This is a genomic window from Mesorhizobium sp. M1342, from assembly GCF_040317955.1.
GTDB lineage: Bacteria > Pseudomonadota > Alphaproteobacteria > Rhizobiales > Rhizobiaceae > Mesorhizobium.
The window spans coordinates 93,963-115,091 of record NZ_JAMYLI010000002.1; the positions used below are offsets into that span (position 1 = coordinate 93,963).

Annotated in this window: 19 protein-coding genes; 5 read left to right on the top strand and 14 right to left on the bottom strand. The window is 61.9% G+C overall.

The genetic code is table 11. The features are described from left to right. The first annotated feature begins 9 nt into the window (after positions 1-9). Complete coding sequence (locus NKH06_RS02105) at positions 10-1,098, top strand: glycosyltransferase family 4 protein (protein WP_352892057.1); 1,089 nt, start codon at positions 10-12, stop codon at positions 1,096-1,098. After that, positions 1,095-1,856, top strand: a complete 762-nt coding sequence (locus NKH06_RS02110; RefSeq protein WP_352612688.1) for a polysaccharide deacetylase family protein — start codon at positions 1,095-1,097, stop codon at positions 1,854-1,856. The genes NKH06_RS02105 and NKH06_RS02110 overlap by 4 nt, the downstream gene beginning before the upstream one ends. Position 1,857: 1 nt before the next feature. Here NKH06_RS02110 and NKH06_RS02115 read toward each other — a convergent pair whose 3' ends face one another. From NKH06_RS02115 to NKH06_RS02125, 3 genes are read right to left on the bottom strand one after another with little or no spacing between them, the layout of a single operon-like run. Further along, positions 1,858-2,712, bottom strand: a complete 855-nt coding sequence (locus tag NKH06_RS02115) for an MBL fold metallo-hydrolase (protein ID WP_352892058.1) — start codon at positions 2,710-2,712, stop codon at positions 1,858-1,860. A 23-nt stretch (positions 2,713-2,735) separates the two neighbouring features. After that, on the bottom strand, positions 2,736-3,182 hold the full coding sequence (locus tag NKH06_RS02120) for a cyclic nucleotide-binding domain-containing protein (RefSeq protein ID WP_031212612.1): 447 nt from the start codon (positions 3,180-3,182) through the stop codon (positions 2,736-2,738). A gap of 34 nt (positions 3,183-3,216) precedes the next feature. Then, complete coding sequence (locus tag NKH06_RS02125; RefSeq protein ID WP_352892059.1) at positions 3,217-5,931, bottom strand: ABC transporter transmembrane domain-containing protein; 2,715 nt, start codon at positions 5,929-5,931, stop codon at positions 3,217-3,219. A 233-nt stretch (positions 5,932-6,164) separates the two neighbouring features. On the opposite strand from NKH06_RS02125, the gene NKH06_RS02130 reads away from it, so the two are divergent. Then, complete coding sequence (locus NKH06_RS02130) at positions 6,165-6,830, top strand: class I SAM-dependent methyltransferase (protein ID WP_352892062.1); 666 nt, start codon at positions 6,165-6,167, stop codon at positions 6,828-6,830. Between the two features lie 36 nt (positions 6,831-6,866). Here NKH06_RS02130 and NKH06_RS02135 read toward each other — a convergent pair whose 3' ends face one another. The 11 genes from NKH06_RS02135 to NKH06_RS02190 all read right to left on the bottom strand — a co-directional run bounded on the left by NKH06_RS02135 (position 6,867) and on the right by NKH06_RS02190 (position 19,854). After that, the gene (locus NKH06_RS02135) at positions 6,867-8,018 is read right to left on the bottom strand and encodes a glycosyltransferase family protein (RefSeq protein WP_023809542.1); all 1,152 of its coding nucleotides are present in this window, start codon (positions 8,016-8,018) and stop codon (positions 6,867-6,869) included. Continuing rightward, positions 8,015-9,259 (bottom strand): glycosyltransferase, encoded by a 1,245-nt coding sequence (locus NKH06_RS02140; protein ID WP_352892063.1) that lies wholly within the window; start codon positions 9,257-9,259, stop codon positions 8,015-8,017. Before NKH06_RS02140 ends, NKH06_RS02135 begins: the two co-directional genes overlap by 4 nt. A 1-nt stretch (position 9,260) precedes the next feature. Continuing rightward, on the bottom strand, positions 9,261-10,475 hold the full coding sequence (locus tag NKH06_RS02145) for a glycosyltransferase family protein (RefSeq protein ID WP_023809540.1): 1,215 nt from the start codon (positions 10,473-10,475) through the stop codon (positions 9,261-9,263). A gap of 937 nt (positions 10,476-11,412) precedes the next feature. Next, positions 11,413-11,904: an alcohol dehydrogenase catalytic domain-containing protein gene (locus NKH06_RS02150; protein WP_023809539.1), complete on the bottom strand. Its 492-nt coding sequence runs from the start codon at positions 11,902-11,904 to the stop codon at positions 11,413-11,415. Between the two features lie 825 nt (positions 11,905-12,729). Beyond that, a complete protein-coding gene (locus tag NKH06_RS02160; RefSeq protein ID WP_023809537.1) occupies positions 12,730-14,106 on the bottom strand; it encodes an MmgE/PrpD family protein in 1,377 nt (458 codons plus the stop codon). A gap of 26 nt (positions 14,107-14,132) precedes the next feature. After that, the gene (locus tag NKH06_RS02165; protein ID WP_023809536.1) at positions 14,133-14,945 is read right to left on the bottom strand and encodes an HpcH/HpaI aldolase/citrate lyase family protein; all 813 of its coding nucleotides are present in this window, start codon (positions 14,943-14,945) and stop codon (positions 14,133-14,135) included. Further along, on the bottom strand, positions 14,939-15,781 hold the full coding sequence (locus NKH06_RS02170) for an HTD2 family dehydratase (protein WP_023809535.1): 843 nt from the start codon (positions 15,779-15,781) through the stop codon (positions 14,939-14,941). Before NKH06_RS02170 ends, NKH06_RS02165 begins: the two co-directional genes overlap by 7 nt. Before the next feature lie 10 nt (positions 15,782-15,791). Next, positions 15,792-16,922: a CaiB/BaiF CoA transferase family protein gene (locus NKH06_RS02175; protein ID WP_352442506.1), complete on the bottom strand. Its 1,131-nt coding sequence runs from the start codon at positions 16,920-16,922 to the stop codon at positions 15,792-15,794. Next, positions 16,915-17,655, bottom strand: a complete 741-nt coding sequence (locus NKH06_RS02180) for an NAD(P)H-dependent oxidoreductase (protein ID WP_023809533.1) — start codon at positions 17,653-17,655, stop codon at positions 16,915-16,917. Before NKH06_RS02180 ends, NKH06_RS02175 begins: the two co-directional genes overlap by 8 nt. Positions 17,656-17,664: 9 nt before the next feature. Beyond that, complete coding sequence (locus NKH06_RS02185) at positions 17,665-18,813, bottom strand: acyl-CoA dehydrogenase family protein (RefSeq protein ID WP_352892068.1); 1,149 nt, start codon at positions 18,811-18,813, stop codon at positions 17,665-17,667. 105 nt (positions 18,814-18,918) lie between these two features. Further along, a complete protein-coding gene (locus tag NKH06_RS02190; RefSeq protein ID WP_127267891.1) occupies positions 18,919-19,854 on the bottom strand; it encodes a LysR family transcriptional regulator in 936 nt (311 codons plus the stop codon). A 101-nt stretch (positions 19,855-19,955) separates the two neighbouring features. Here NKH06_RS02190 and NKH06_RS02195 point away from each other — a divergent pair, with 101 nt between their 5' ends. Together NKH06_RS02195 and NKH06_RS02200 are read left to right on the top strand one after the other, a co-directional pair. Continuing rightward, entirely contained in the window at positions 19,956-20,528 is a 573-nt protein-coding gene (locus NKH06_RS02195; RefSeq protein WP_023809530.1) for a thiamine pyrophosphate-binding protein, read from the top strand. Between the two features lie 5 nt (positions 20,529-20,533). Beyond that, complete coding sequence (locus NKH06_RS02200) at positions 20,534-21,121, top strand: thiamine pyrophosphate-dependent enzyme (protein ID WP_023809529.1); 588 nt, start codon at positions 20,534-20,536, stop codon at positions 21,119-21,121. The last annotated feature ends 8 nt before the right edge of the window (positions 21,122-21,129 follow it).

Genomic DNA, 21,129 nt, shown 5'->3' on the forward strand with positions numbered 1-21,129 from the left:
GGTCGCGCGATGCGAATTGCCTTCTACGCGCCGCTGAAGTCACCCAATCATCCCGTTGTCTCCGGCGACCGCCAGATGGCACGGATGCTTGTCAAAGCGCTGGAGTACGGAGGGCATAGCGTCGAATTGGCATCTGAGTTGCGCTTCTATCTACGCCAGCCGGAGTCGAAAAGTTTCGAAGCACTCAAGATCGAGGCCGCAGAGGAAGCCGCGCGGCTGACCAAGCTTTGGGATCGTGACGGCAAGCCCGATCTCTGGTTCACCTACCATCCCTATTACAAGGCGCCCGACTTGATCGGGCCGGAGCTGGCGTCGGCCTTTGCTGTCCCCTATGTGACAGCGGAAGCCTCCTATTCCAGGCGACGCAATGCCGGCTTGTGGGCCGATAGCCAAGCATTGGTGGCGCGAGCCATCGAACAAGCGGCTCTGAACATCTGCTTCACCCAAAGGGATCGTCAGGGACTGGCGGATGCTATTCCCAAGGCCGCTTTCGGTATGCTTTCGCCCTTCATCGACATATCGGCATTCCGGGAAATCCCGGCACGGGGTTGTCCGACGCGCCTCGTTACCGTCGCCATGATGCGCCCGGGCGACAAACTGGGCAGCTATCGCATGCTGGCGCAAGCGCTCGGCTTGATCGGCCATATGCCCTGGACCATGTCGGTCGTCGGAGACGGGCCAGCTCGCGACGAGGTCGAAGCGCAATTCGCCGGCTTGCCCGCCGATCGTATCGAATGGATCGGCTCGATCGAGCCTGCCGCCGTGCCGGATGTCCTTTATACCGGGGGAATCTATGTCTGGCCGGGTTATGGCGAGGCCTACGGCGTTACCTATCTTGAAGCACAGGCCGCCGGCCTTCCGGTGGTGGCTCAGGACATCGCCGGCGTGCCGGAGGTCGTGCGGGATGGCCAGACCGGGTTTCTCACCCCGCCGGGCGATGTCGCGGCGTTCGCTTCCGCCATTGAAAGGCTTCTGGCCCGGGACGACGAAAGAACCATCATGGCCGCGGAAGCCCGGCGTTTCGTTCTCGAAGAACGTTCCCTCGGTGGCGCAGCTGCGCGTCTGGCCGAACTTATTGCGAAGGTCCCGGTCTCATGACGTCCGATCCGATCTGGCAGCCCTTGGTGGAAGAGCTGGCGCGCCTGCAACGGGCGGGCCGCAAGGCGGAGTTCTGGCTGCGCGACGACGACGCCGTGTATCCGACGCCTGCGCTTGATCGGCTGCTCGACCTCACCGGTGAATTCGCGGTTCCGGTCACTCTGGCCGTCATTCCGGCCCTGACCGACGCGAAGCTTGTCGCCCGGCTCGACGAGGCCCCGCATGCCACGGTCGCCATCCATGGCTGGGCGCACCGGACTCATGCGCCCGAGGACCAGAAAAAGCAGGAGCTCGGCGCGCATCGGCCACGCGAGGCGGTGCTCGATGATCTGGCTCGCGGACTGTCGCGAGTAACCGGCCTGCACGGCGCACGTGCCGTTCCGATGCTGGTGCCGCCCTGGAACAGGATCGACGCCGGCGTGGTATCCCACCTTGGATCGATAGGTTTTGCGGCCTTGTCAGTCTATGGGCCGCCGAAGCCGGCTTCATTGGCGGTCATCAACAGCAATGTCGACATCATGGATTGGCATGGCACGCGCGGCTGCCGCGATCATGGTGTATTGGTCCAGGCTATCATCGCACACTTGCAGCATGCATCCGACGGCGAGCCGATCGGCCTGCTCACCCACCATCTTGTACATGATGAATCGGCCTGGCTTTTCCTCGAACGATTGTTGACAGTCACCGCACAGGCTGAACCCTGTGCATGGCTTCCGATCAGGACATTGATCGGGCGCCACGCGGGTAAAGGAAAATAGCTCAGCGCTTTCTGTGCGATGAGACCGGGAATTTGAGCATCTGGCCATCCCGCGCGGCAAAAGCGCCGGCAAACCTGTCCTTGGCCAGCTTCTCCATCTCGTCCAGTTGCTCGTCGGTGCGTGTCGGATCGTGGTGAAACAGTGCAAGCGCCCGTGCACCGGCCGCCTCACAGAGCTTGACGCCCTGTTGCCATGTCGAGTGACCGTTACCGCGGCGGCGTTCCATTTCCTTCTCGGTGTAGGTGCAATCGTAAATGACGAGGTCGGCATCTTCGATCAGGTCGAGCACCGACTGATCGAGTTTGTCCGGCTCGTGCTCGGTGTCGGTGATCACCGCCACGACGCGGCCGCCCCATTCGATCCGGTAGCCTATGCAGCCTCCCGGATGGGTGAGACTGCCGGTCCGAACCACCACCCCTTCGCGCGGCCGAAGCACGTCTCCGGATACGAAATCGCGGCAGTCGAGATTTGCCTTGCAGACGTTCATTTTCACCGGAAACCACGGCGGCCGTATGAACTCATCGATAATCTGCCGGGTCGTCATGCGTCCTGCAAGATGCCCGGACCAAAGCGTAAGCTTGACGCTCGGGTCGAAGATAGGCGCAAAAGCCGGCAGCCCGATGATGTGATCGTAATGGCAATGGGTGAAAAGCAGGTCGAAATCGGTCACATTCGACGCCTGAAGCGCCCTGCCGGCAGGCCGCAGGCCAGAGCCTGCGTCGAACAGAAGCGTATGCTTGCCGCATCGCATCTCAATGCAGATTGTGTTGCCGCCATAGCGAGCGAATTCTGGCCCGGATACAGCAATGCTGCCGCGCACGCCCCAAAATCTGACCAGGAAAAAATCGTCGTCCATGCTACCTTTCGCCCATCATAGCTCTAGGCGCTTCGTGCGTCGATCAGATCCGCGGTCGTATGGCTTAGCCGATCGGCAAGAACCCGCAATATCTCGATGGTCATTTCCGGGAACTCCTTCATAAGCCTCAGGAAATGATCCTTGCGGATTCTCAAGGCCTCCAGATCACTTGCCGCGCTGACGGTGGCAGTGCGGGAGCTGTTGCACAATATGGCGATCTCGCCGACAATCGAATTTGGCAGCAGTTCGGCAACTTTCATCGGCCCGCTGTCGGAATCGACCAGAATATCCGCCCTGCCTGAAAGGATGACATAGGCAGCGTCTGCCTCGTCGCCCTGCCGGAAAAGAATCTGGCCGGCGCTGTAATTCACGCGATCGGATGTGAACGCGAGCAGCTTGAGCTTTGCCGGCTCAATGCCAGAGAACAAGGGAACGCGTTGCAGCATTCCAACTTCATCCTTGAGCAGCATTGTCGCAAACCTTCCTAAATTCGCGTCTGCCAGACTATGACAGAAGTTCCTTGAAGATACCGTTCTCTGCCAAAAGTGTCTCGTGTGTACCGTCTTCCACCAATTGACCCGAGTCAAAGACGATAACGCGATCGAACATCATCGCCATTGCCGGACTCGTCACGACCCACACAATTGCCGGCGAATGGCCGTCGCGTCTGGCTTCCTCGAGCACGTTTCGCAGCACCTTGTCCTGAATGCGCTGGTCGAGCGCCGACAGCGGCCGGTTGAGAATGAGAAAATCGGGACGCTTGAGCAGAGCCCGGGCAACATCGAGCTTCTGTCGCTGTCCGCCGGTCAGCCGCCTTCCACCGGCGCCGACGTTGAAGTCCAGGCCGACATCCAGAAGCTCGGCATAGAGCCCCAGCTCGTCAAGAATGTCATAGACGATGGAGCGTATGCGGTCCGGGGCGTCGGGATGGTTGTTTCCCACACGGCCGAATAGGACATTGTCCATGACGGTGGCCGCGGCAATGTATTTGGCAGGATCATACCGTTCGATCGCGTTGTGCAGTTCGGGCGGCAGGTTTTCATAGAACTGGTTGCGTGCGGCGACGATCTTGCTCATCAACTCGTCGGTCAGCAGGCCGAAGCGGTGCCGGGGCTCGATATAGGCAAAGCTCAAGGTGATGATCATGGCGCGGTCGGCCTCCGAAACCGCCTCGTAGGGGCGGTTCTTGAGCCGCTGCAGCAAGGTCTCGTAGGCGGGGATCTCCTCGGCGCTCATGAAGGCGAGCTGCTGGAAGAACTGGTGATCTGGCGGCAGGTCGGCAAACAGCTCGATGGCCTGTTCGGCGATCTCCATGCCCATCTCGTAGAGCGTGCTGTCGAGGCCGGCCTGCTTCAGCACGGAAGCAAAGTAGGGATTGGCCGCCAGAGCCTTGTCGGCCAGTTCGGGGCCGGCGGCGGCGCCGAAAAGCAAGTTCTGGCCGATCGTCGCTTCCGTGTTGTAAGCGCCCGGCTCGAAAGGAACCACCAGTTCGCGCAGCCCTTCCTGTTCCAGCCGGGTTCGCAGCGCTGCACGCAGTTCGACGATCCGCCCGGCGAGCTTCGTGTGACGCGTGAGGTCGGCCGAAGAGCGCAAGCCAAGATCCAGAATGTCGCGCGACAGAAGAACCGCGTCGAGCACCCGGCGCACCGCTTCAAAGAGGTCGTGCGGGCCGGTAGCACCGGCGGAAGCATAGTCGATCCAGTCGCTATGGACGTCGAAATCCGGATTGCCCGACCGGCGCGCCTCGTCCATGTTCCAGCGCTGCTGGTCTGCCGCGGCGCCGTCATAAGTCACCGATGTCAGCGGTGCATGCTTCAACCCGTAGAGCAGGTTATCGCGCAGGCTTGCTTGGAACAGGAAAACATCCGACGAGGCGTAGGACATGCGCCGGCCGGTCACGGCTTCGGGGAGTTCAAGCAGGTCATCGGCGCCCGAAGCGACCTTTCCACTCTCTGGCCAGTTCAGACGCGCGAAGGCTTCTGCTAGCGCCTCCGCTCCGCCTGTCGGGGTGCTGACCAGCGCCACCGTCTCAGCTGGCTTGACCTGCATGGAGACACGGTTGAGGAGCATTGCACCGCCATCGTCTGCCATGGAGAGACCGACCGCCGACAGCGGGTTTGTCATCGGACCGGGATCGTCGATCGTCAGTGCCGCGATTCCCGGCGCAATGATATCCTCGACGGTGAACTGTTCAACGACCTGCTGATATTTGACCTGGACATCCTGCCGATCCTGATCCCAGTCGATCAGTTCCTTCATCGGTCCGGGCAGGTCCTTGTAGGCTCCGATCACCGCCACGAGCTGGCCGACGTCCAGCCGGCCCCCGATGACCAGATACCCGCCGATCATGTAGAACAGAAAGGGCGTGAGCTGTGCGAGAAAATTGTTGAGGAACTTTACCATGAATTTCCATTGGTAAAGATCGAAGCGGATCTTGAAGATGAGCCCTAGCCTAGCAGCTATGTCGGCGCGCTCGTAGTTCGACGTATCGTGGACGTGAACCGCGCCGATGCTGTCAACGATTTCGCCAACCCGGCCAGAAAGCGCGCGCGCCGTCAACTGCCGTTGGCGCCCAAGCACGAGCAGCCGCCGCCGCATCCGCGGGATGAGTACGATCTGGATGATCACGATCACCACCGCTATCATTCCGAGCCAGACGTTCTGGACCATGATGAACAGCATGGCCGTCAGCGCCTGGCCGCCGAGCAGCACCGGCTGCAGGAAGGCATCGCCGATAAAGCCGCCCAGCGGCTCCACCTCATCCTTCACCATGGTCGCCACTTCGGCGGATTTCACCCGCTTGAAGTAAATCGGCGGAAACCGCAGCACACGATCGATCAGATCGAAGCGAATACGCCGCAGCATGCGTTCGCCGAGGCGGCCCTTGTAGGTGTTGATGTAGAGTTTGAACAGGCCGTTGATGACGACCAGCAAGAGGAACACAAGGCTCAGGGCAAGCAGCGTCTCCTTGCGGTCAAGCTGAAAACCGGAGAAGAACTGGACCTCGCCAATGAACGGCAGGTTATAGTGCAATCTCATGAAGGGCAGGGTCGTGCCGGGTTGCTCGAACCCCTTCCCCTGGATCGGGCCGTTGACGATCAGCTTCGGCAGGTCGAAGGACATGAAATATGGGATCATCGAAAGCAGGACGATCATCAATATCCAGATCTGCTGCTTCCGGGTGTGCGTCCAGATATAGCGGGCTAGGCTGGGTTCCATATGCGACTGTCAGTTTGGAGGATGCAGGCGGTGAAAGCACCTGCTGGCAAACGATGTATCGGCAATGTCTTCGCGGATGGACGCCGCTGGTCGGGACAGACGCAATCGGCCCCCTTCGCCACCGTGCAACGGCGAAACGGCTGGCGGCATCGTCTTATCCGCAAGTCGAACAGGCTCGCGTGAGGCAATATTGCGTTGTGTCGCCCGAAATCCCAACATAGAGGACGAATATGATGGATGTCACACAAGCACGCAATGCCGGCGGGCACGAACAAGCCTTGGATCTCGCCCGGGGAATTGCCGCCTATGTCGACCACCCTCTCGTCGCCGGGCTGGCGCGCGTCATCGCCAAGCATCCGACGGCCGACATCGCCAACGCCTTCAACCACAAGCAGGTCGCTTGCAAGATGTGGGCGCTCGACGAGCTGTTTGGAAGCTGCGGCGGCCGGTTCGGGCGTATATGGGTGCTGGGTGGATGGTACGGCGTATTGCCGGCAATGCTTTTCAACGACGCCCGTTTCGACATTGCGGCGATCGACAGCATCGACATCGATCCGGGAGTCGGGCCGGTCGCCCGGACCCTCAACCGGGAAGCCGGCGACCGCTTCCGGGCGCTGACGGAAGATATGTACGCACTCGACTATGCCGCCGGGCGGCCCGACCTAGTGGTCAATACGAGCTGCGAACACATAGACGAGCTGGGTGCCTGGCTGGCCCTGCTTCCGCGGGGCACGAATGTGCTGCTGCAATCGAACGATTACTTCAGCGAGCCGACGCACATCAACTGCGTGGCTTCGCTTGCAGCCTTCGAAGCAATGGCGGCGCTACGGGAGATCAGGTTCTCCGGCGAACTGCCGACAAAAAAATATACGCGCTTCATGCTGATTGGAACTGTTTGAAGCGCGTTTCGCGAATCCAACGAGATGCGACCTGCGTTAGGATTTCGAGGACCAGGTTCGTTGCCGCTCGCGCAGGATTTGCGCAGAGTGACGGGCGCCTTCCAGATCGAGACGATGCGCCGCTGGCGCCGGTCCCGCAAGCGCCTGTTCGATCGCTTGCGCCAGACACTCAGGCGTCAGGTCCTTTTCCATCCGCACCGTTGCAAGGCCGAGCTCTTCGAGCATAAGGGCTCGAACCGTCTGTTCCGTTTCCCCGCCGGCTGCAAAGGGAACGAGCAGCGAGCGACAGCGCGCGCGCAGGACATCGCAGACAGTGTTGTAACCCGCCTGCGAGACCGACAGGCGGGCGCCGGTCAGCAAGCTGGCGAAATCCTCGCGAAACCGGAAGATGGACAGGCGCGGCGTCGCATCGCGTGTAATCGCGTCAAATTCGTCCTTCGGCAGGTTTGGGCCGGTGATCAGACACCATTTCCAGGCGTTGTCGGCATTCCGCGCTAATGCGATGGTGGACCGGACAAGGCTCTTTCCGGCGGCCCCGCCGCCAACCGACACCACAACGTCGAAACGCTCGGAGGCCGCGGGCGCTGGTGGCGCGGCAACGAGCCCCGTGTACGCAACCTCGGCCCTGATCGCTCCCGCCAGTGGAAATGTCTTGTCGATGGTTGCGAAAGCCGGATCGCCATGGACCATGACAAGGTCAAAATGCCTGTTAACGAGATCGACCGTTTCCTCGTTTCGGCCCGGCTTGACGCGCTCCTGAAGGATATCACGGACTGACGTCACCAGCAGCGGTCTGGGCGACGCCGCGTCGATGGCCTCGATCAGCGGCAAGAGTTCGAAACGCATCTGCCGGCGCCCAAATGGAAACGCCTCGACAATGACGATATCAGGCCTGCAATCCCGGAATGCCTGCAGCAGCATCTCTGAACGCCGTTTCTTGAAATCATCGTCGATGGGCTTGCCCTGCAGGTCGACAAGACCGGAAAATCCTTCATCACCGGAGGTGACAGATGGCAGGGTTACAGATATTGCCCCCAATCCCGGAAACCCCGCGACCGGCGCTCCGCCAGTGACGATGGTTACGTCAAACCCGTCATCGACCAGAGCCGCCGCGACGCGGCTGGAGCGCGCGAGATGGCCGATGCCGAGCAGGTGCTGGACATAGAAGAACGCGCGCAGCCGCTTCATTCGGCGGCCCGCCACTCCCGTTCGAACAGCTCCTTGAGCTGTCCAATGCTTGCTATGTGATCGAAATTGCCGCGCACGCGCGCCTCTGCGGTGTCGCCGAGGCGGGCACGCAGCACGGGATCACGGATCAGCCGCTCCAGCGCCTGTGCCAGGGCAATTGGGTTTTCCGTCGGAACCAGCAGCCCGGTTTCATCCGGCGATAAAAGCTCCGGCACGCCGGAAATATCGGTCGACACGCAGGCAAGCCGCTGGCTGGCCGCCTCCACCAGAACATTCGGCAGACCATCGCGGTCACCATTTGCGGTGATCCTGCAGGCCAGGGCGAAGATATCGGCGCGGCGGTAGTGCTCAAGCACCTCTTCCTGCGCGAGCGCGCCTTTCCAAGAGATGCGATCATCCAGTCCGAGCTTTTGCGCCAACGCCTTGAGCCGTTCCAGTTCCTCGCCGCCGCCAATATGCTCGAAACGCCACGCTAAATCACCGGGCAAGAGGGCAAGGGCCTCCAGCAAGGTGTCGTAACCTTTCTTTGCAACGGCGCGCCCGACACTCAGAACGATAACCGGTTCGTCCGGCGCCGAGCCGTCATGCTGTTTTCGTGCCTCGCCGAAAATGCCGAAGCGATCAAGGTCGAGCCCATGATAGCTCAAATGCACTGACGAGTTGCCGTCGGCGAGTTTTTTCAGACGGTCGAAGCCGGTTTTCGTGCAAGTTACCGTCCAGCGCGCCGAGGAAAGCTTGCTGGCCAGATCCCAATCCGCCGAAGTCCAGATGTCCTTGGCATGGGCCGAGCAGCTCCAGGGCAGACCAAGAAGCTGGCTGGCATAGCGCGTCACCGATGCCGGCGTGTGCGCGAAATGCGCATGCAGCCATACCGCGTCTTCGGGCCATTCGGCCGCTAGCACGAGCGCTTGCCCGAAACGGCGCGCGCGATTGCGCGTAAAGTCGCGCGGCATATCGACGGCCAGCGATCCCAGTGCACGCCAGAAGCCCGGCCGCAGCAAACAAGCAGAAAGCGAGCGAACCACGCGCAGCGGCTCTTCATGCAGATATTCCGGCAGATAATGGACGGGCGCTTTGATCTCGTCATGCACGGGGTGGCGTTTTGCGTCGGTCGGCCGCCTGAGCGCGACGAGTATCAGATCGAACCCCGCACGCTCCAGTCCGAGCAGTTCCTGCGCGATGAAGGTTTCCGAGAGCCGCGGATAACCCTTCAGAACCACGACGATCTTGCGATGTTGCAACTCAGTTCATGCCTTCAATAACCGAAAGGTGAGGGCCAGCCTGCCGGTCGAGCAGTTCCGCGACGATTTCGGAAATATGAGGGAGCCCTTCCAGGGTCAGATGTGGATTACTCTGGGATGGACGAGGCCGATTCGGCAGCGCCACCAGTGCATCGGCAAATCGCTGGGAGTCCTTGGCTTCCTCCGGCAAAAGCATTTCGACGAGGCCCAGTTCGGCTGCGCGCCGCGCGCGGATCAGTTGTTCCTGGCGGGGTTCGATGCGCGGCACGATGAGCGCCGGCTTGTCGAAAGATAGTATCTCGCAATAAGTATTGTAACCGCCCATCGCCACTACCGCCTTGGCGCCGGCAATCAGGTCTTCCATGCGGTTGTCGAACTCGATAATCTTGATGTAGGGGATCGTGGCCCCCTTCTTCAGCAACTTGTTGCGCTTGCGAGCCGGCATGTAAGGCCCAAGCACGATCAGCGCCTTGTGCTGCAATTTCGGATCCTGCTGATAAGCGTCGATGACGTCGTGAATCAATTCGGCGCCGTCGCCGCCGCCACCGGTGGTAACCAGGATATAGTCGCCCTCTGGCCGGTGGCCGGGCAACTGGTTCCGCTGCAGGCTCCGTTGCAGGAAACCGACGAATCTCATTTTTGCCCTGACAGCCGGCGGCACATCCAAGCCAGTCAACGGATCGTAGAAATCCGGCGGGCCATAGGCCCAGACCTTGTCGTAGAACAGGCCTATCTTGCGCATCACATCCCTGCGCGCCCACTCTGCTTCGAGCAGATGCGGTGCATCCATCACCTCGCGCAGGCCAAGCACCAGCGTGGTGCCCCGCGTCTTGAGGTAGGACAGCGTGTCCTCAATCTCACCGCGCAGGCCGAGCGGTTCCTTGTCGACGATGAAGATATCCGGCCGGAAGGTCTCGGCTGTGTGGCGGATGATCGACTGACGCATCCTTAGCGTCTCATGCAGATCGATGTCCTTTTCCAACGAGGTGTATTCGCCGTTGCGCAGCTTGATGACGCTGGGGATCTTCACGAAGTCGACACGGGCGCGGTAGTCGAAGGCGCCAGCGATAGTCGCACCCGAAATGATAAGCACCTGAAGCCCACGGAAATCCTCGACTAGCGAATGCGCAATAGTCCGGCAGCGCTGCAAGTGGCCGAGCCCGAACGTGTCGTGGCTGTACATGAGAATTCGTGCGTTTTCTGCGTGCTGGGTCATTCTTGAACGTCTCTTAAAATTCTCGCCTTGACACCGTGAGTGGCCCGCCGGCTTCGAAACCATCCTGGGTTTGGCCGCAATTTTCAATTTTATATTGCTTCTATGGAATGCCGTTCAGATATGCTTTCTGATCGCGAGTCCGAGACTAGATGGGTTGGCGAATATCGCCGCGCGGGTGTGAGCAGAGACTTCCTGTTATATTGTGGGATGGATCGAAGAGGAAAGCGATGTCAAAAAAATCGGCAGAAATCATCCCTCTTGATTCCAATCCGGACTGGTAAAGGTGAAATTCCCCTATCTTGCCCATATAGCCAATTGCTTGATCGGTATACGAAAGGACAAGGTCGCTGGCGTCGCACGGCGCATTCTTGTAGAACTCATTCGTGCGCCATTGCACTCGCCTCGGGACCAAAGGTGCCGCCCATTATTCTCTTGACGGGCGGTCTCATTGTGATTCACCGACCAGAAATTGAGCCATCTGTCGCCAAGCTAGCCGGAATTTCAGCAAAAATCGAGTGGATGCCAGCGCGGTCGCAACACACCACCCGCTGCAGGGTATGTGCGACACCGGTTGCTTGTCGATCGTTATGGCCCATGCCAATGCCTTATTGGAGCGGTGACGGTACTTCTTTAAACGGCTTGGGCAGGCCGTCGAACGTCGTGAGGTACAAAAATCGCCCGATTGGTCCCGATAGTTGGTGAACCCTCGAAAATTCTTTGCGGCGAATTCCCTTTAAAACCAAAAGCGTAATTTTTTGACGGCTCTGGTGTCGGTCTCTTTTGGGATTATAGGGATATTTTAGTGCAATTTCAATGAGTTATAGGCTACTTGATCATGCCTTGCGGATCGAGCCGCTTGTCGGCCAGCCATTCGACGACGCGTGGCAACAGCCGGCGATTCAGGCGCGAGCCGGCACGGGATCGCGCACGGAGTGGATCACCTTGTCGGCACCGAAGCGTAGCGCCCGCTCGAGGCGAGCTTCATCGATGTCGGCCACGATGCAGCGGGCACCATGCATTTTGCCAACCTGCAGCACCGTGACGCCGACGGTTCCGGCACCCTGATCAGCAGTATCACAGAGCCACAGCCGGTGCGGTCGAGGACGTTGGCGGCAATCGAAATCGGTTCGGCCAGCGCCGCCAGACTGAACGGCATGTCGGCCGGAATTGGAATGGCATTATGCGCCGGGACGGCGACGAAGTTACGGAAACCGCCGTCGCGATGGACGCCGATCACTTCGAGGTGGGCGCAGACATTGGAACGGCCGATCCGGCAGGGATAGCAGTGGCCGCACGACACCACGGGGTCGACCACCGCGCGGCCTCCTCCCACGGCAACGCCGGTCACATGGCGTCCGAGCGCGGTGACGGTGCCCGCGAACTCATGGCCGATGACGCGCGGATAGAACGGCGAACGGATTGGAGCCATGCAGGATGTGAATGTCGGAGCCACAGATGCCGGCACGGCTGACGTGAACGACCACTTCGCTGGCGCCGGGCTGTGGCATGGCGCCCGGCCGGATTTCTAGCGACTGCGGCGCGCTGACAAGAACCTCAGCATGAACACTCCAGCTAAGTATACTAGTCGACAATTGCCATGGCTAACAGATCGTCAAGTTGGTGCGCGACCAGAGGCCTCCTGATGAGGCGATCGAAGCGGAACGGGCCGGGGATAATTGGACAAGCGTTTCGGCGCTTCTCGCCTAGCGACGTCGTCGAGTCTCCGATGGGACATGCCAGACTTGTAAAACGTCCGCTAGGGCCATCCCGAAGTCGCGAAGCTGTCAGTCGGGTTCCGGCCCCATTTCCGCCGTTCTGGACCCTGCTCCCAACGTTCGTAAAACGAGGTCAGCTATGGTCGGCAGTTTGGGGTCGCGGGAGCATACGAAACGATACGGGAAGCTTTCAGATTCTGGCCCACGAAAAACTCAACAGAACCAAGGATTTTAATATGCCCTCCGGGCCCACCATTATCGTCAAACTGCTTTACAACACAGGGCGGCGCGAAAGGAATCGAACTGCCCGTTATGCGCTCGTTCGCAATTGACGACCCAAATTCAGTAGCGTTTGTTCAATCTTCGCAAATGGCAGCAATGCGCTTCAAGTCGGCCGTTCGACACTGGGTGATCTCCCGAAAGCTGACATCGCCTCTGAAGTCAACTGCGGTCGCTCCTGCGCACGCCCCATAGCACGACCGGCCGCGGGCAATTCTCCATCCGTTCGGGCGGATGCAGTCCTTCGGCGCGATAGCGGGCTAACTCTCAGCAAATATATGCGCCGTGCTTCCGGGCTGATCGAGTCTCCAGATGCGGGCTATACACGCGCGCATCTCGTCGGCGGTGGCGCCGCCTCGAAATTCGGCAAGGCGTATGGCCTTGGCTTCCAGTTCCTGTTTCGCAAGCGTGTTGCCGGGGTCGCCCTTGGGCTCGTCGACGCGGGTATCGAGTTTGCGGCCGTCAATGGTCATGACGCTCACCTTGCCGACCCATTGCTTGGGATAAAGTCTGTCGATCTCGGCGTCGAACTCCATCCGCACCTTGGCGCGGAAACGGGCGACGCGCGTGTCGGCAAGTGCTTGGTGTTCGAACGCGTCGAGATCGGCGACGCCATGGACGGCGATGAGGCCCAACACTGTGCCCATGGAGAACTTCGCCTGGTGGACGGTTTGTGGAATGACCACCGCGCCCAGGACATCGATGGCTCCCTGATGGACATGGGTTACCACATCAGCGATGTCGTCCGGACCGAGCCCCTCGCCGCGCATGAGAAGCTGCAGCGCATCAGCGGCCGGATGGGTGTGCCGGCAGGCGGCGTGCCATTTGAAGGAGGTCTCCTCGGTTGCCCAACGGCTGCCGAGGCCGTCCGTCAGGCGGGCCGGATCGGCGTCGCTGGACATGCCTGAAGCCATGCCCTTTTTCCCTTCGAGGATCTGCGCGGCCCCCTTGAAGCCATCGCGTGCCAGATAGGCAGAAAACAGGCCGTTGGCGGCGGCTCGCGCCGTATGAAGCTGCTTGGAATCGGCGGCATCGCGCAAGAATTCCCAGAGCCCTGCCGCCTGGGTGCCGGCGGAGCCGAGAGCATGGTTGAGACCGGCTGCGTCCAGTCCGATCAATCTGCCGACCGCCGCGGCCGCGGCGACAGCGCCAGCGGTGCCGGTGGTGTGGAATATCTCGTAGTGCGAGCGTCCGAGGAATTCTCCTACGCGGATGCCCACTTCATAGCCGGCGATGCAGGCAGTCAGGACGTCGCGGCCGGTCTTCCCCTCAGCCTCGGCAACCGCCAGGACCGCCGGAAAGATCACGGCCGCCGGGTGAAAGACCGAGCCGTTGTGAACGTCGTCCTGTTCCACGATATGGGAGGCCGCCGCATTGACCATCGCCGCGAAATAGGGGCTTGTGCGCCGCCGCGTCGGGATGATGGTGCTTGGGCCGTCCGCCGGCCCCATGGCACGCGCAAAGCCGTCGATGATCTCGACCTGGTGCGCACCCTTGCCGGCCAGCGCCGAGCCGAGCCAGTCGATCATCAGTCCTTTCGCGAAATGAACGACGCGCGGCGGGATCTGTTCGAAGTCGAGTTCGGCGATGAACGAGCAGAGCCTGGCGGTCGGCCAATCGGCGGTGTCCGTGCTCATCTGTTGCTCCTCCTCTGGCATGCCCTTTAGACCAAAGCGGCCCGGCGCAGGACCTGCCTTGCACGTTCGATGACCGGCCGATCCACCATCTCGCCGTTCACCTGGCTGGCTTCGCCTGATGAGGCCGCGCCAATGATGTCGCGTGCCCATGTGATGTCATTTTCGCTCGGGCGAAAGCCATTGCGAATCGGCTCGATCTGCCTCGGATGGATGGCCATCTTGCCGCCAAAACCCATCTTCATGGCGTGGCGGGCGTCATCCTCCGTGATTTCAGGATTGCTCAGGTCGGTCGTTACGCCGTCGATCGGCGCGGCCCGGCCAGCGGCGCGCGAGCGCCAGACGATTTCGCTGCGAGCCGCAAGCAGGATCAGCCGATCATGCGCGCAACCGAGATCGAGCGAGAAGTCGACCGAGCCGAAGGCGACGGCAACGACGCCGGGCGTGGCCAATATGTCCGGCAGATTGGCAAGGCCGACAGCACTCTCGACCAGCGCGATGACGGAAACGCTGCGTGCCATGTGCCTGGTCATATCAGTAATGTCTTCCGGCCGCTCGGCCTTGGGCAGCATGACGGAGACGCCGTCGAGGCGCCGCACGGCATCGATATCCACTTCGTGCCAGGGTGTGCCGACGGCGTTGATGCGAACCACGACCGCGGATGTCAGCACGGCTGCATGGGCAACGACTGCTTCCCGGGCGCGCTCCTTGTCGCCAGGGGCGACGGCATCCTCGAGGTCGAGAATGACCGCATCCGCGCCGCTGCTGTCGGCCTTGGCAAAGCGCTCCGGCCGCGAGCCGGGTACGAAGAGCGGCACCACAGGCGTGACGAAGCTCACCATTGCGCCGTGGCCTTCACCGTCACATGGCCGTCGGCCGACCGTACCTCGAGGGCCATGCCATCTTGGCCTCGGGATGTTGCGCTCAAAAGCAGGCGCTGCGGGCCGGTCGCGGGATGCACGCCGCGGAACGAGAAACGGCGCGGCGACGTGCCGGCAATGGCGGTGGCGAAGTTCATCAGCAGCGTCGCCTGCAACGGGCCATGGATGACGAGCCCGGAATAGTGCTCGACCGTCGTGGCGTAGGGCGCGTCATAGTGGATGCGGTGCCCGTTGAACGTCAGCGCGGAATATCGAAAGAGCAGCACGGGATCGACGTTGATCGTGCGCTCGTGCGATGCGGCCAGGGGCGAATTGGCCGGCGGGGCAGGGGTCGCCGCAGCAGCTTCGGCGGCGCGATAGACGATGGTCTGGTCCTCCTCGATCACCGGACCGGAATCGTTGGCAATGTCGTGCCGGACCGTGACGAAGGTGAGGGGGCCGCTGCGGCCATGCTTCTCCTCTATGGCGGTCAATGTCGAGCGGCGGCGGATGGGGTCGCCGGAGCGGATCGTCGCCATGAAACGCACGTCGCTGGCAGCCCACATGCGGCGCGGAAGCGGCACCGGTGGCAGGAAGCCGCCTTTGGCCGGGTGCCCGTCAGGTCCGAGTTCACGCATGGCGGCAATGTCCGGCGTCAGGCACCAGTGCAGTCCTGGCGGGGCCGCGCCCTCGGCAGTCTGCGCCGCGTGGTCCCCAAGCGTGGCGCCAAAGCTGGCCAGCAGGCGCGGGGTGACAATGTCCTCGACCGTGTGTGTGCGTCCAACCCATTCCTGCAGCGTGGTTATGTCCAGGCTCATCAGGTCCTCGTCAGGCGGCGAATTCGGACCGGATCCGGTCCGTATCGGCGCCAAGGGCGGGAACGCTGGGGACCGTTGCGAACCCCTCCGACCGCCCTGCCGGCATCGGCACGGAGATGCGCCTGCCGTCCGGCAGCGCCACCTCTGTCCGGCGCAACGCCTTGTGGTGCGGCAGGTCGTTCATTGCGCTCACCCGGCCCCAGGCGATCTGCGCCTCGTTGAGACGGTTTATAGCCACTTCGCAGTCGATTGCCGCGAAGATCGGTTCGATCTCGGCGTCGAGTGCCGTGCGATTGGCCACCCGCCAGGCATTGGTGGCGAAGCGTTCGTCGGCGAACAGATCCTGCCTTTGCAGCACGAGCGTGCAGAAGCGCTTCCATTCATTGTTCTGCTGGATGGACACGACCACGCTGCCATCCCGACAGGCATAGGGTCGATAGGGGTAGATCGAAGCGTGCGCCAGGCCATATCTCTGGGTCTCACGGCCCGCATATTCGTAGTGCAGCAGCGGCACGGTCATCCAATCGGCCATGGCGTCGAACATGGCAATCTCGACAATGCGACCGCGCCCAGTCTTCTGGCGCGCGAGCAAGGCTTCGAGGATCGCTGCATGGGCATTCATGCCGGTGGCGATGTCGGCGGCGGAAACCCCGACCTTGCTCGGCGTGTCCGGTGTGCCGGTAACGGCGCAGATGCCGCTTTCGGCCTGCACCAGCATGTCGTAGGCGCGCATGGCCGCGTAGGGCGTGTCCTGCCCGTAGCCAACGATGTTGATGGCTATCAGCCGAGGAAACTCCTTCGCGATTGTATCGGCCGAGAGGCCGAGCCTGTCGATGGCGCCCGGCACGAGATTCTGCACGAGGACGTCGGCGCGCGCGACCATCCGGTGCAGGAGAGCCAGGTCGTGCTCGGTCTTCAGGTCGAGCACCGCGCTCTCCTTGCCGCGGTTGAGCCAGACGAAGTAAGCGGACATGCCCTCCACTGCGGAATCGTAGTGACGCGCGGTTTCGCCTTCCGGGCGCTCGATCTTCACGACGCGTGCGCCGGCATCGGCAAGGCGGACCGTGCAGAGCGGAGCGGCGACGGCCTGCTCGATCGAAACGACAAACAGGCCCTCCAGTGGGCGGGCGCCGTCAGACATTGCGCTGCACTCCCGAGCGCGCCAGCACACCAGGCTTCAGCCGCTCGTTCTTGCCGTAGTCCTCGGCTGCGTGGAAGAACAGATGCGGCGTGCCATCAATGTCCTCAAGCCTCTTGCGGTAGGCTTCCAGATAGGCCTTGCGGCCATCGTCGCCGACACGGCCCGGCATATAGGCGACGAAGGGCGGCAGCACGTCGAAGCCGGAATAGCGCAGCAGACCATTGTGGATCGGCCACAGCACCGTGAGGATGTCGCCGTCGATGCCATCGGGCGCGTAGGTGTCGGCCGACGTGCCCGTGGTGGCGGCCACCATGGCGAGCTTTCCCCTGAACATGCCGGTGTCGTATTTGCGGCCCGGCATATAGGCGAAACCGCGCGCGAAGACGCGATCGGCCCAGCCCTTGAGCATTGCAGGCATTCCGAACCACCAGACCGGGAACTGGAACAGCACGAAATCCGCCCGCTTCACCTTTTCGACCTCGGCGTTTATGTCGGCCGCGAGTGCGTCGGCCTCGTAGGCGGCGGTCTGCTCGCGCGGCAGGCTGAAGAAGTCTGGATCGTTGCGCTCGCCCGATATGTCGCCCGGCCCTGCGACAGGATTGAAGCCCATCGCATAGAGGTCGCTGACAACCACGTCGTGGCCGGCGCGGGTCAGGGTTTCCACGGCGAGATCCTTCATGGCGCCGTTGAAGGATTTTGCTTCCGGGTGGGCGTAGACGATGAGGACGTTCACGGACGACTCCTAGTAGGAACGCGGCAGTCCAAGCACGTGCTCGGAAAGGTATGACAGGATGAGGTTGGTCGAGATCGGCGCGACCTGATAGAGACGCGTCTCGCGGAACTTGCGCTCGACATCGTATTCTTCAGCGAAACCGAACCCGCCATAAGTCTGGATGCAGACATTGGCGGCTTCGTTCGAAGCGTCGGCCGCCAGCATCTTGGCCATGTTGGCTTCAGCGCCGGGGTTCTTGCCGGCCTCGTAGAGGCTCAGCGCCTGGCGCACCATCAATTCAGCTGCGCGCATGTTGGCGTAGGCCCTTGCGATCGGGAACTGGATGCCCTGGTTCTGGCCGATTGCCCGGCCAAACACATGCCGCTCCTTTGCGTAGGTGCTGGCCTTTTCGATGAACCATTTCGCATCGCCGATGCACTCGGCGGCAATCAGGATACGCTCGGCGTTCATGCCCGAGAGGATGTAGCGGAATCCCTTTCCCTCTTCGCCGATCAGGTTTTCGACCGGCACGCGCAGATCGTCGAAGAAGACTTCCGTGGTGGCATGGTTCTTCATGGTGCGGATCGGCCGGATTGTGAGGCCGTTGCCGACGGCTTCGCGCATGTCGACGATGAGGACGGAGAGGCCGTCGGTCTTTTTCATGCCGTCCTTCAGCGGCGTGGTCCGCGCCAGCAGCAGCATCAGATCGGAATGCTCGGCACGGCTGGTCCAGATCTTCTGGCCCTTGACCACGAAATGATCGCCGTCGAGGCGAGCAGTAGTCTTGAGCGCGCCGGTGTCGGTGCCGCTGCTCGGTTCCGTGACGCCGAAGGCCTGCAGGCGCAATTCTCCTGTGGCGACCTTCGGCAGATATCGCTGCTTCTGGGCTTCCGAGCCGTGGCGAACAAGCGTGCCCATCGTGTACATCTGGGCATGGCAGGCGCCACCATTGCAGCCGGCGCGCTGGATTTCCTCCAGCACGGCAGCGGCGGCCGAAAGCGGCAAGCCCGAGCCATCATAGGCCTCCGGGATCAGGATCGAGAGCCAACCGGCCTGCGTCAGCGCTGCGACGAATTCACCGGGGTAGGTCATGTCCCTGTCGAGTGCGCGCCAGTATTCTCCGGGAAAGCGCGCGCACAACCTGGCGACGGCATCGCGAATGTCCTGGTAGTGTTCCATGAGGTTTGTCCGGCTTTTCGTCTTGCTGCAGGCCTCACTATCGCGCCTCGACGCCCTATCCGCAATGCAAGGCAGGCGTGAGCAGATATAACGAAATTCAAATGCTTATGGCGGAGGACCGAGAAGCTGGCCAACCCAGACGGCCCGCCCGACAAGATCCTTGGCGATGTCCTCGATCGCTTGTCCGGCAAACCGCGCCAGCCGCGAGGCAGGCCGGTCCGCCGGGTATGCAAGGATCAGGCGGCGCACGGGCACCGGATCGATCAACGGCGCGGCGGTGAGCAGCCCGGCGGTCACGTCGGCATGGATAGGAGCGAGCGGCAGGATCGTCCAGCCATGGCCGTTGCGCACTAGGTCCTTCAGCGCGGAGTATGAGTCCGCTTCGATGCCGACATCGAGCGTGATGCCGGCATCCGTGGCGCAGCGTTCGACGATGATGCGCAACCCGTGCTTGATGCTGGGCAGCAGCAGGCGCTTGCCCGCGAGCGAGGCGAACGATACGGCGCGCACGGTTGAAAAACCCGCGTCCGGCGGTCCGATCAGGAACAGGTTTTCCAGGAGCAGCGGGCGCGAGCGCAGCGAACGCGCCATGCGCGGGTCGTAGAGCACCGCAACGTCCACCTCGCCGCGGTGCATCCAGTCCAGCAGATAGCCGGTGTAGGCACTGACAAGCCTGAGCTTGGCCTTGGGATGGGCCTTGCCGAAGGCGGCCGCCAGCGGTAGCGAAATAATGTCGGCAACGGTGGGCGGCAGGCCGATGGCCACTTCGCCGGTTAGCGGCGCATCGGCGGGCGTGGCCGTGGCGCGGATCTCGTCGATCTCGGCCATCACGCGCATGGCGTGCGCCAGCACCTCCTTGCCCTGCTCAGACAGCACCATGCCGCGTCCATGGCGCAGGAAAAGGGCAAAGCCCAATTCCTCCTCCAGCATGCGCACCTGCCGGCTGAGCGCCGGCTGCGCAATGTGCAGCCGGTCGGCGGCCTTGCTGAGGCTGCCGAGTTCGGCGACGTGGATGAGCGTGCGTAGCTGCGATAACTCCATGAGCTATCGAATATCATTATATCTGATCACAATAAAGGGACGAAGATTAGATTGGACAGCCGAGGTAACCTGGTTCCAATCCAAATTCCCGGGGGTCCAAGGTGACGGCGAGCATAGAAGCAAAACATCCGCAAGCGGCAGCACTTGCAGCCGCTCCGGCGGCGTCTGAAAAGCAGTGGCCGGATCCGGTCTATGACGTGCTCAAGGCCGCCGGCATCAGCCAGATGTCCTATGTGCCCGACGCAGGCCACACCACATTGATTGAGCGCTTCAGCACGGATCCCGAGGTTGTCACCAATGTGCTGACGACGGAGGAGGAGGGCATCGCCATTGCCGCAGGCTCCTGGCTCGGCGGCAAGCGGAGCGTCGTGCTCATGCAATCCTCAGGCGTCGGCAATTGCATCAACATGCTGTCGCTTCCCGTGCAGGCGCGCTTTCCCCTGCTCGTCCTGGTGACGATGCGAGGCGAGTGGGCCGAGTTCAATCCGTGGCAGGTGCCAATGGGGCAGGCGACGGAGGCCTCGCTGAAGGCGATCGGCCTCAGGGTGCTGCGCGCCGAGACCGGTCCCGATCTCGTGGAGACGGTGGCGCAGGCAGCCTTGATGGCTTTCGACGCCGACCAGCAGATTGCCGTGCTGATCGGGCAGCGGCTGCTCGGCAAGAAGAAGTGGTGAGCGACATGAATTTACCGACGATGGACCGCCGGGTTGCGGTGAAGAAGCTGCTTGACGCCCGCGACGGAGCCCTGGTCGTGACCGGTCTCGGCTCGCCGAGCTACGACGTGCATGCTGCCGGTGACCGCAACGACAACTATTATCTGTGGGGCGCCATGGGCGGTGCTGCGCTGATCGGCCTGGGGCTTGCCCAGGCCCAGCCGCAGAAGCGGGTCATGGTGATCACCGGAGATGGCGAACAGCTCATGGCGTTCGGTTCGCTGGCGACGATCTCGGTGGCGCGGCCGAAAAATCTCGACCTGATCGTGCTCGACAATCAGCATTTCGGCGAGACCGGCATGCAGTCCAGCCATACCGGCAAGGGCATTGGTTTCGACAAGGTCGCGGCCGCTTGCGGTTTTTTGAAGACCGCCGAGCTGCGTACGCTGGAGGAGGTCGACACGCTGTGTGAAGAGCTTCGGCATCCGGCCGACGGTCCGCGCCTTTTCGTGCTGAAAATCACCGCCGAGAACCTGCCGCGCTCGCTGCCGCCGCGCGACGCGGTCGAGGTCAAGAACCGCTTTCGCGCCCATCTGGGCTTTACCACCTGTTGAGGACCGAT

What these genes read in the sequence shown, in the direction of transcription:
- NKH06_RS02150 (WP_023809539.1), bottom strand. Translation starts at nt 11,904, where the DNA reads ATGGCTCCAATCCGTTCGCCGTTCTATCCGCGCGTCATCGGCCATGAG.
- NKH06_RS02115 (WP_352892058.1), bottom strand. Translation starts at nt 2,712, where the DNA reads ATGGACGACGATTTTTTCCTGGTCAGATTTTGGGGCGTGCGCGGCAGC.
- NKH06_RS02175 (WP_352442506.1), bottom strand. Translation starts at nt 16,922, where the DNA reads ATGTCTGACGGCGCCCGCCCACTGGAGGGCCTGTTTGTCGTTTCGATC.
- NKH06_RS02200 (WP_023809529.1), top strand. Translation starts at nt 20,534, where the DNA reads ATGAATTTACCGACGATGGACCGCCGGGTTGCGGTGAAGAAGCTGCTT.
- NKH06_RS02190 (WP_127267891.1), bottom strand. Translation starts at nt 19,854, where the DNA reads ATGGAGTTATCGCAGCTACGCACGCTCATCCACGTCGCCGAACTCGGC.
- NKH06_RS02125 (WP_352892059.1), bottom strand. Translation starts at nt 5,931, where the DNA reads ATGGAACCCAGCCTAGCCCGCTATATCTGGACGCACACCCGGAAGCAG.
- NKH06_RS02120 (WP_031212612.1), bottom strand. Translation starts at nt 3,182, where the DNA reads ATGCTGCTCAAGGATGAAGTTGGAATGCTGCAACGCGTTCCCTTGTTC.
- NKH06_RS02135 (WP_023809542.1), bottom strand. Translation starts at nt 8,018, where the DNA reads ATGAAGCGGCTGCGCGCGTTCTTCTATGTCCAGCACCTGCTCGGCATC.
- NKH06_RS02160 (WP_023809537.1), bottom strand. Translation starts at nt 14,106, where the DNA reads ATGAGCACGGACACCGCCGATTGGCCGACCGCCAGGCTCTGCTCGTTC.
- NKH06_RS02105 (WP_352892057.1), top strand. Translation starts at nt 10, where the DNA reads ATGCGAATTGCCTTCTACGCGCCGCTGAAGTCACCCAATCATCCCGTT.
- NKH06_RS02165 (WP_023809536.1), bottom strand. Translation starts at nt 14,945, where the DNA reads ATGGTGAGCTTCGTCACGCCTGTGGTGCCGCTCTTCGTACCCGGCTCG.
- NKH06_RS02145 (WP_023809540.1), bottom strand. Translation starts at nt 10,475, where the DNA reads ATGACCCAGCACGCAGAAAACGCACGAATTCTCATGTACAGCCACGAC.
- NKH06_RS02130 (WP_352892062.1), top strand. Translation starts at nt 6,165, where the DNA reads ATGGATGTCACACAAGCACGCAATGCCGGCGGGCACGAACAAGCCTTG.
- NKH06_RS02170 (WP_023809535.1), bottom strand. Translation starts at nt 15,781, where the DNA reads ATGAGCCTGGACATAACCACGCTGCAGGAATGGGTTGGACGCACACAC.
- NKH06_RS02185 (WP_352892068.1), bottom strand. Translation starts at nt 18,813, where the DNA reads ATGGAACACTACCAGGACATTCGCGATGCCGTCGCCAGGTTGTGCGCG.
- NKH06_RS02110 (WP_352612688.1), top strand. Translation starts at nt 1,095, where the DNA reads ATGACGTCCGATCCGATCTGGCAGCCCTTGGTGGAAGAGCTGGCGCGC.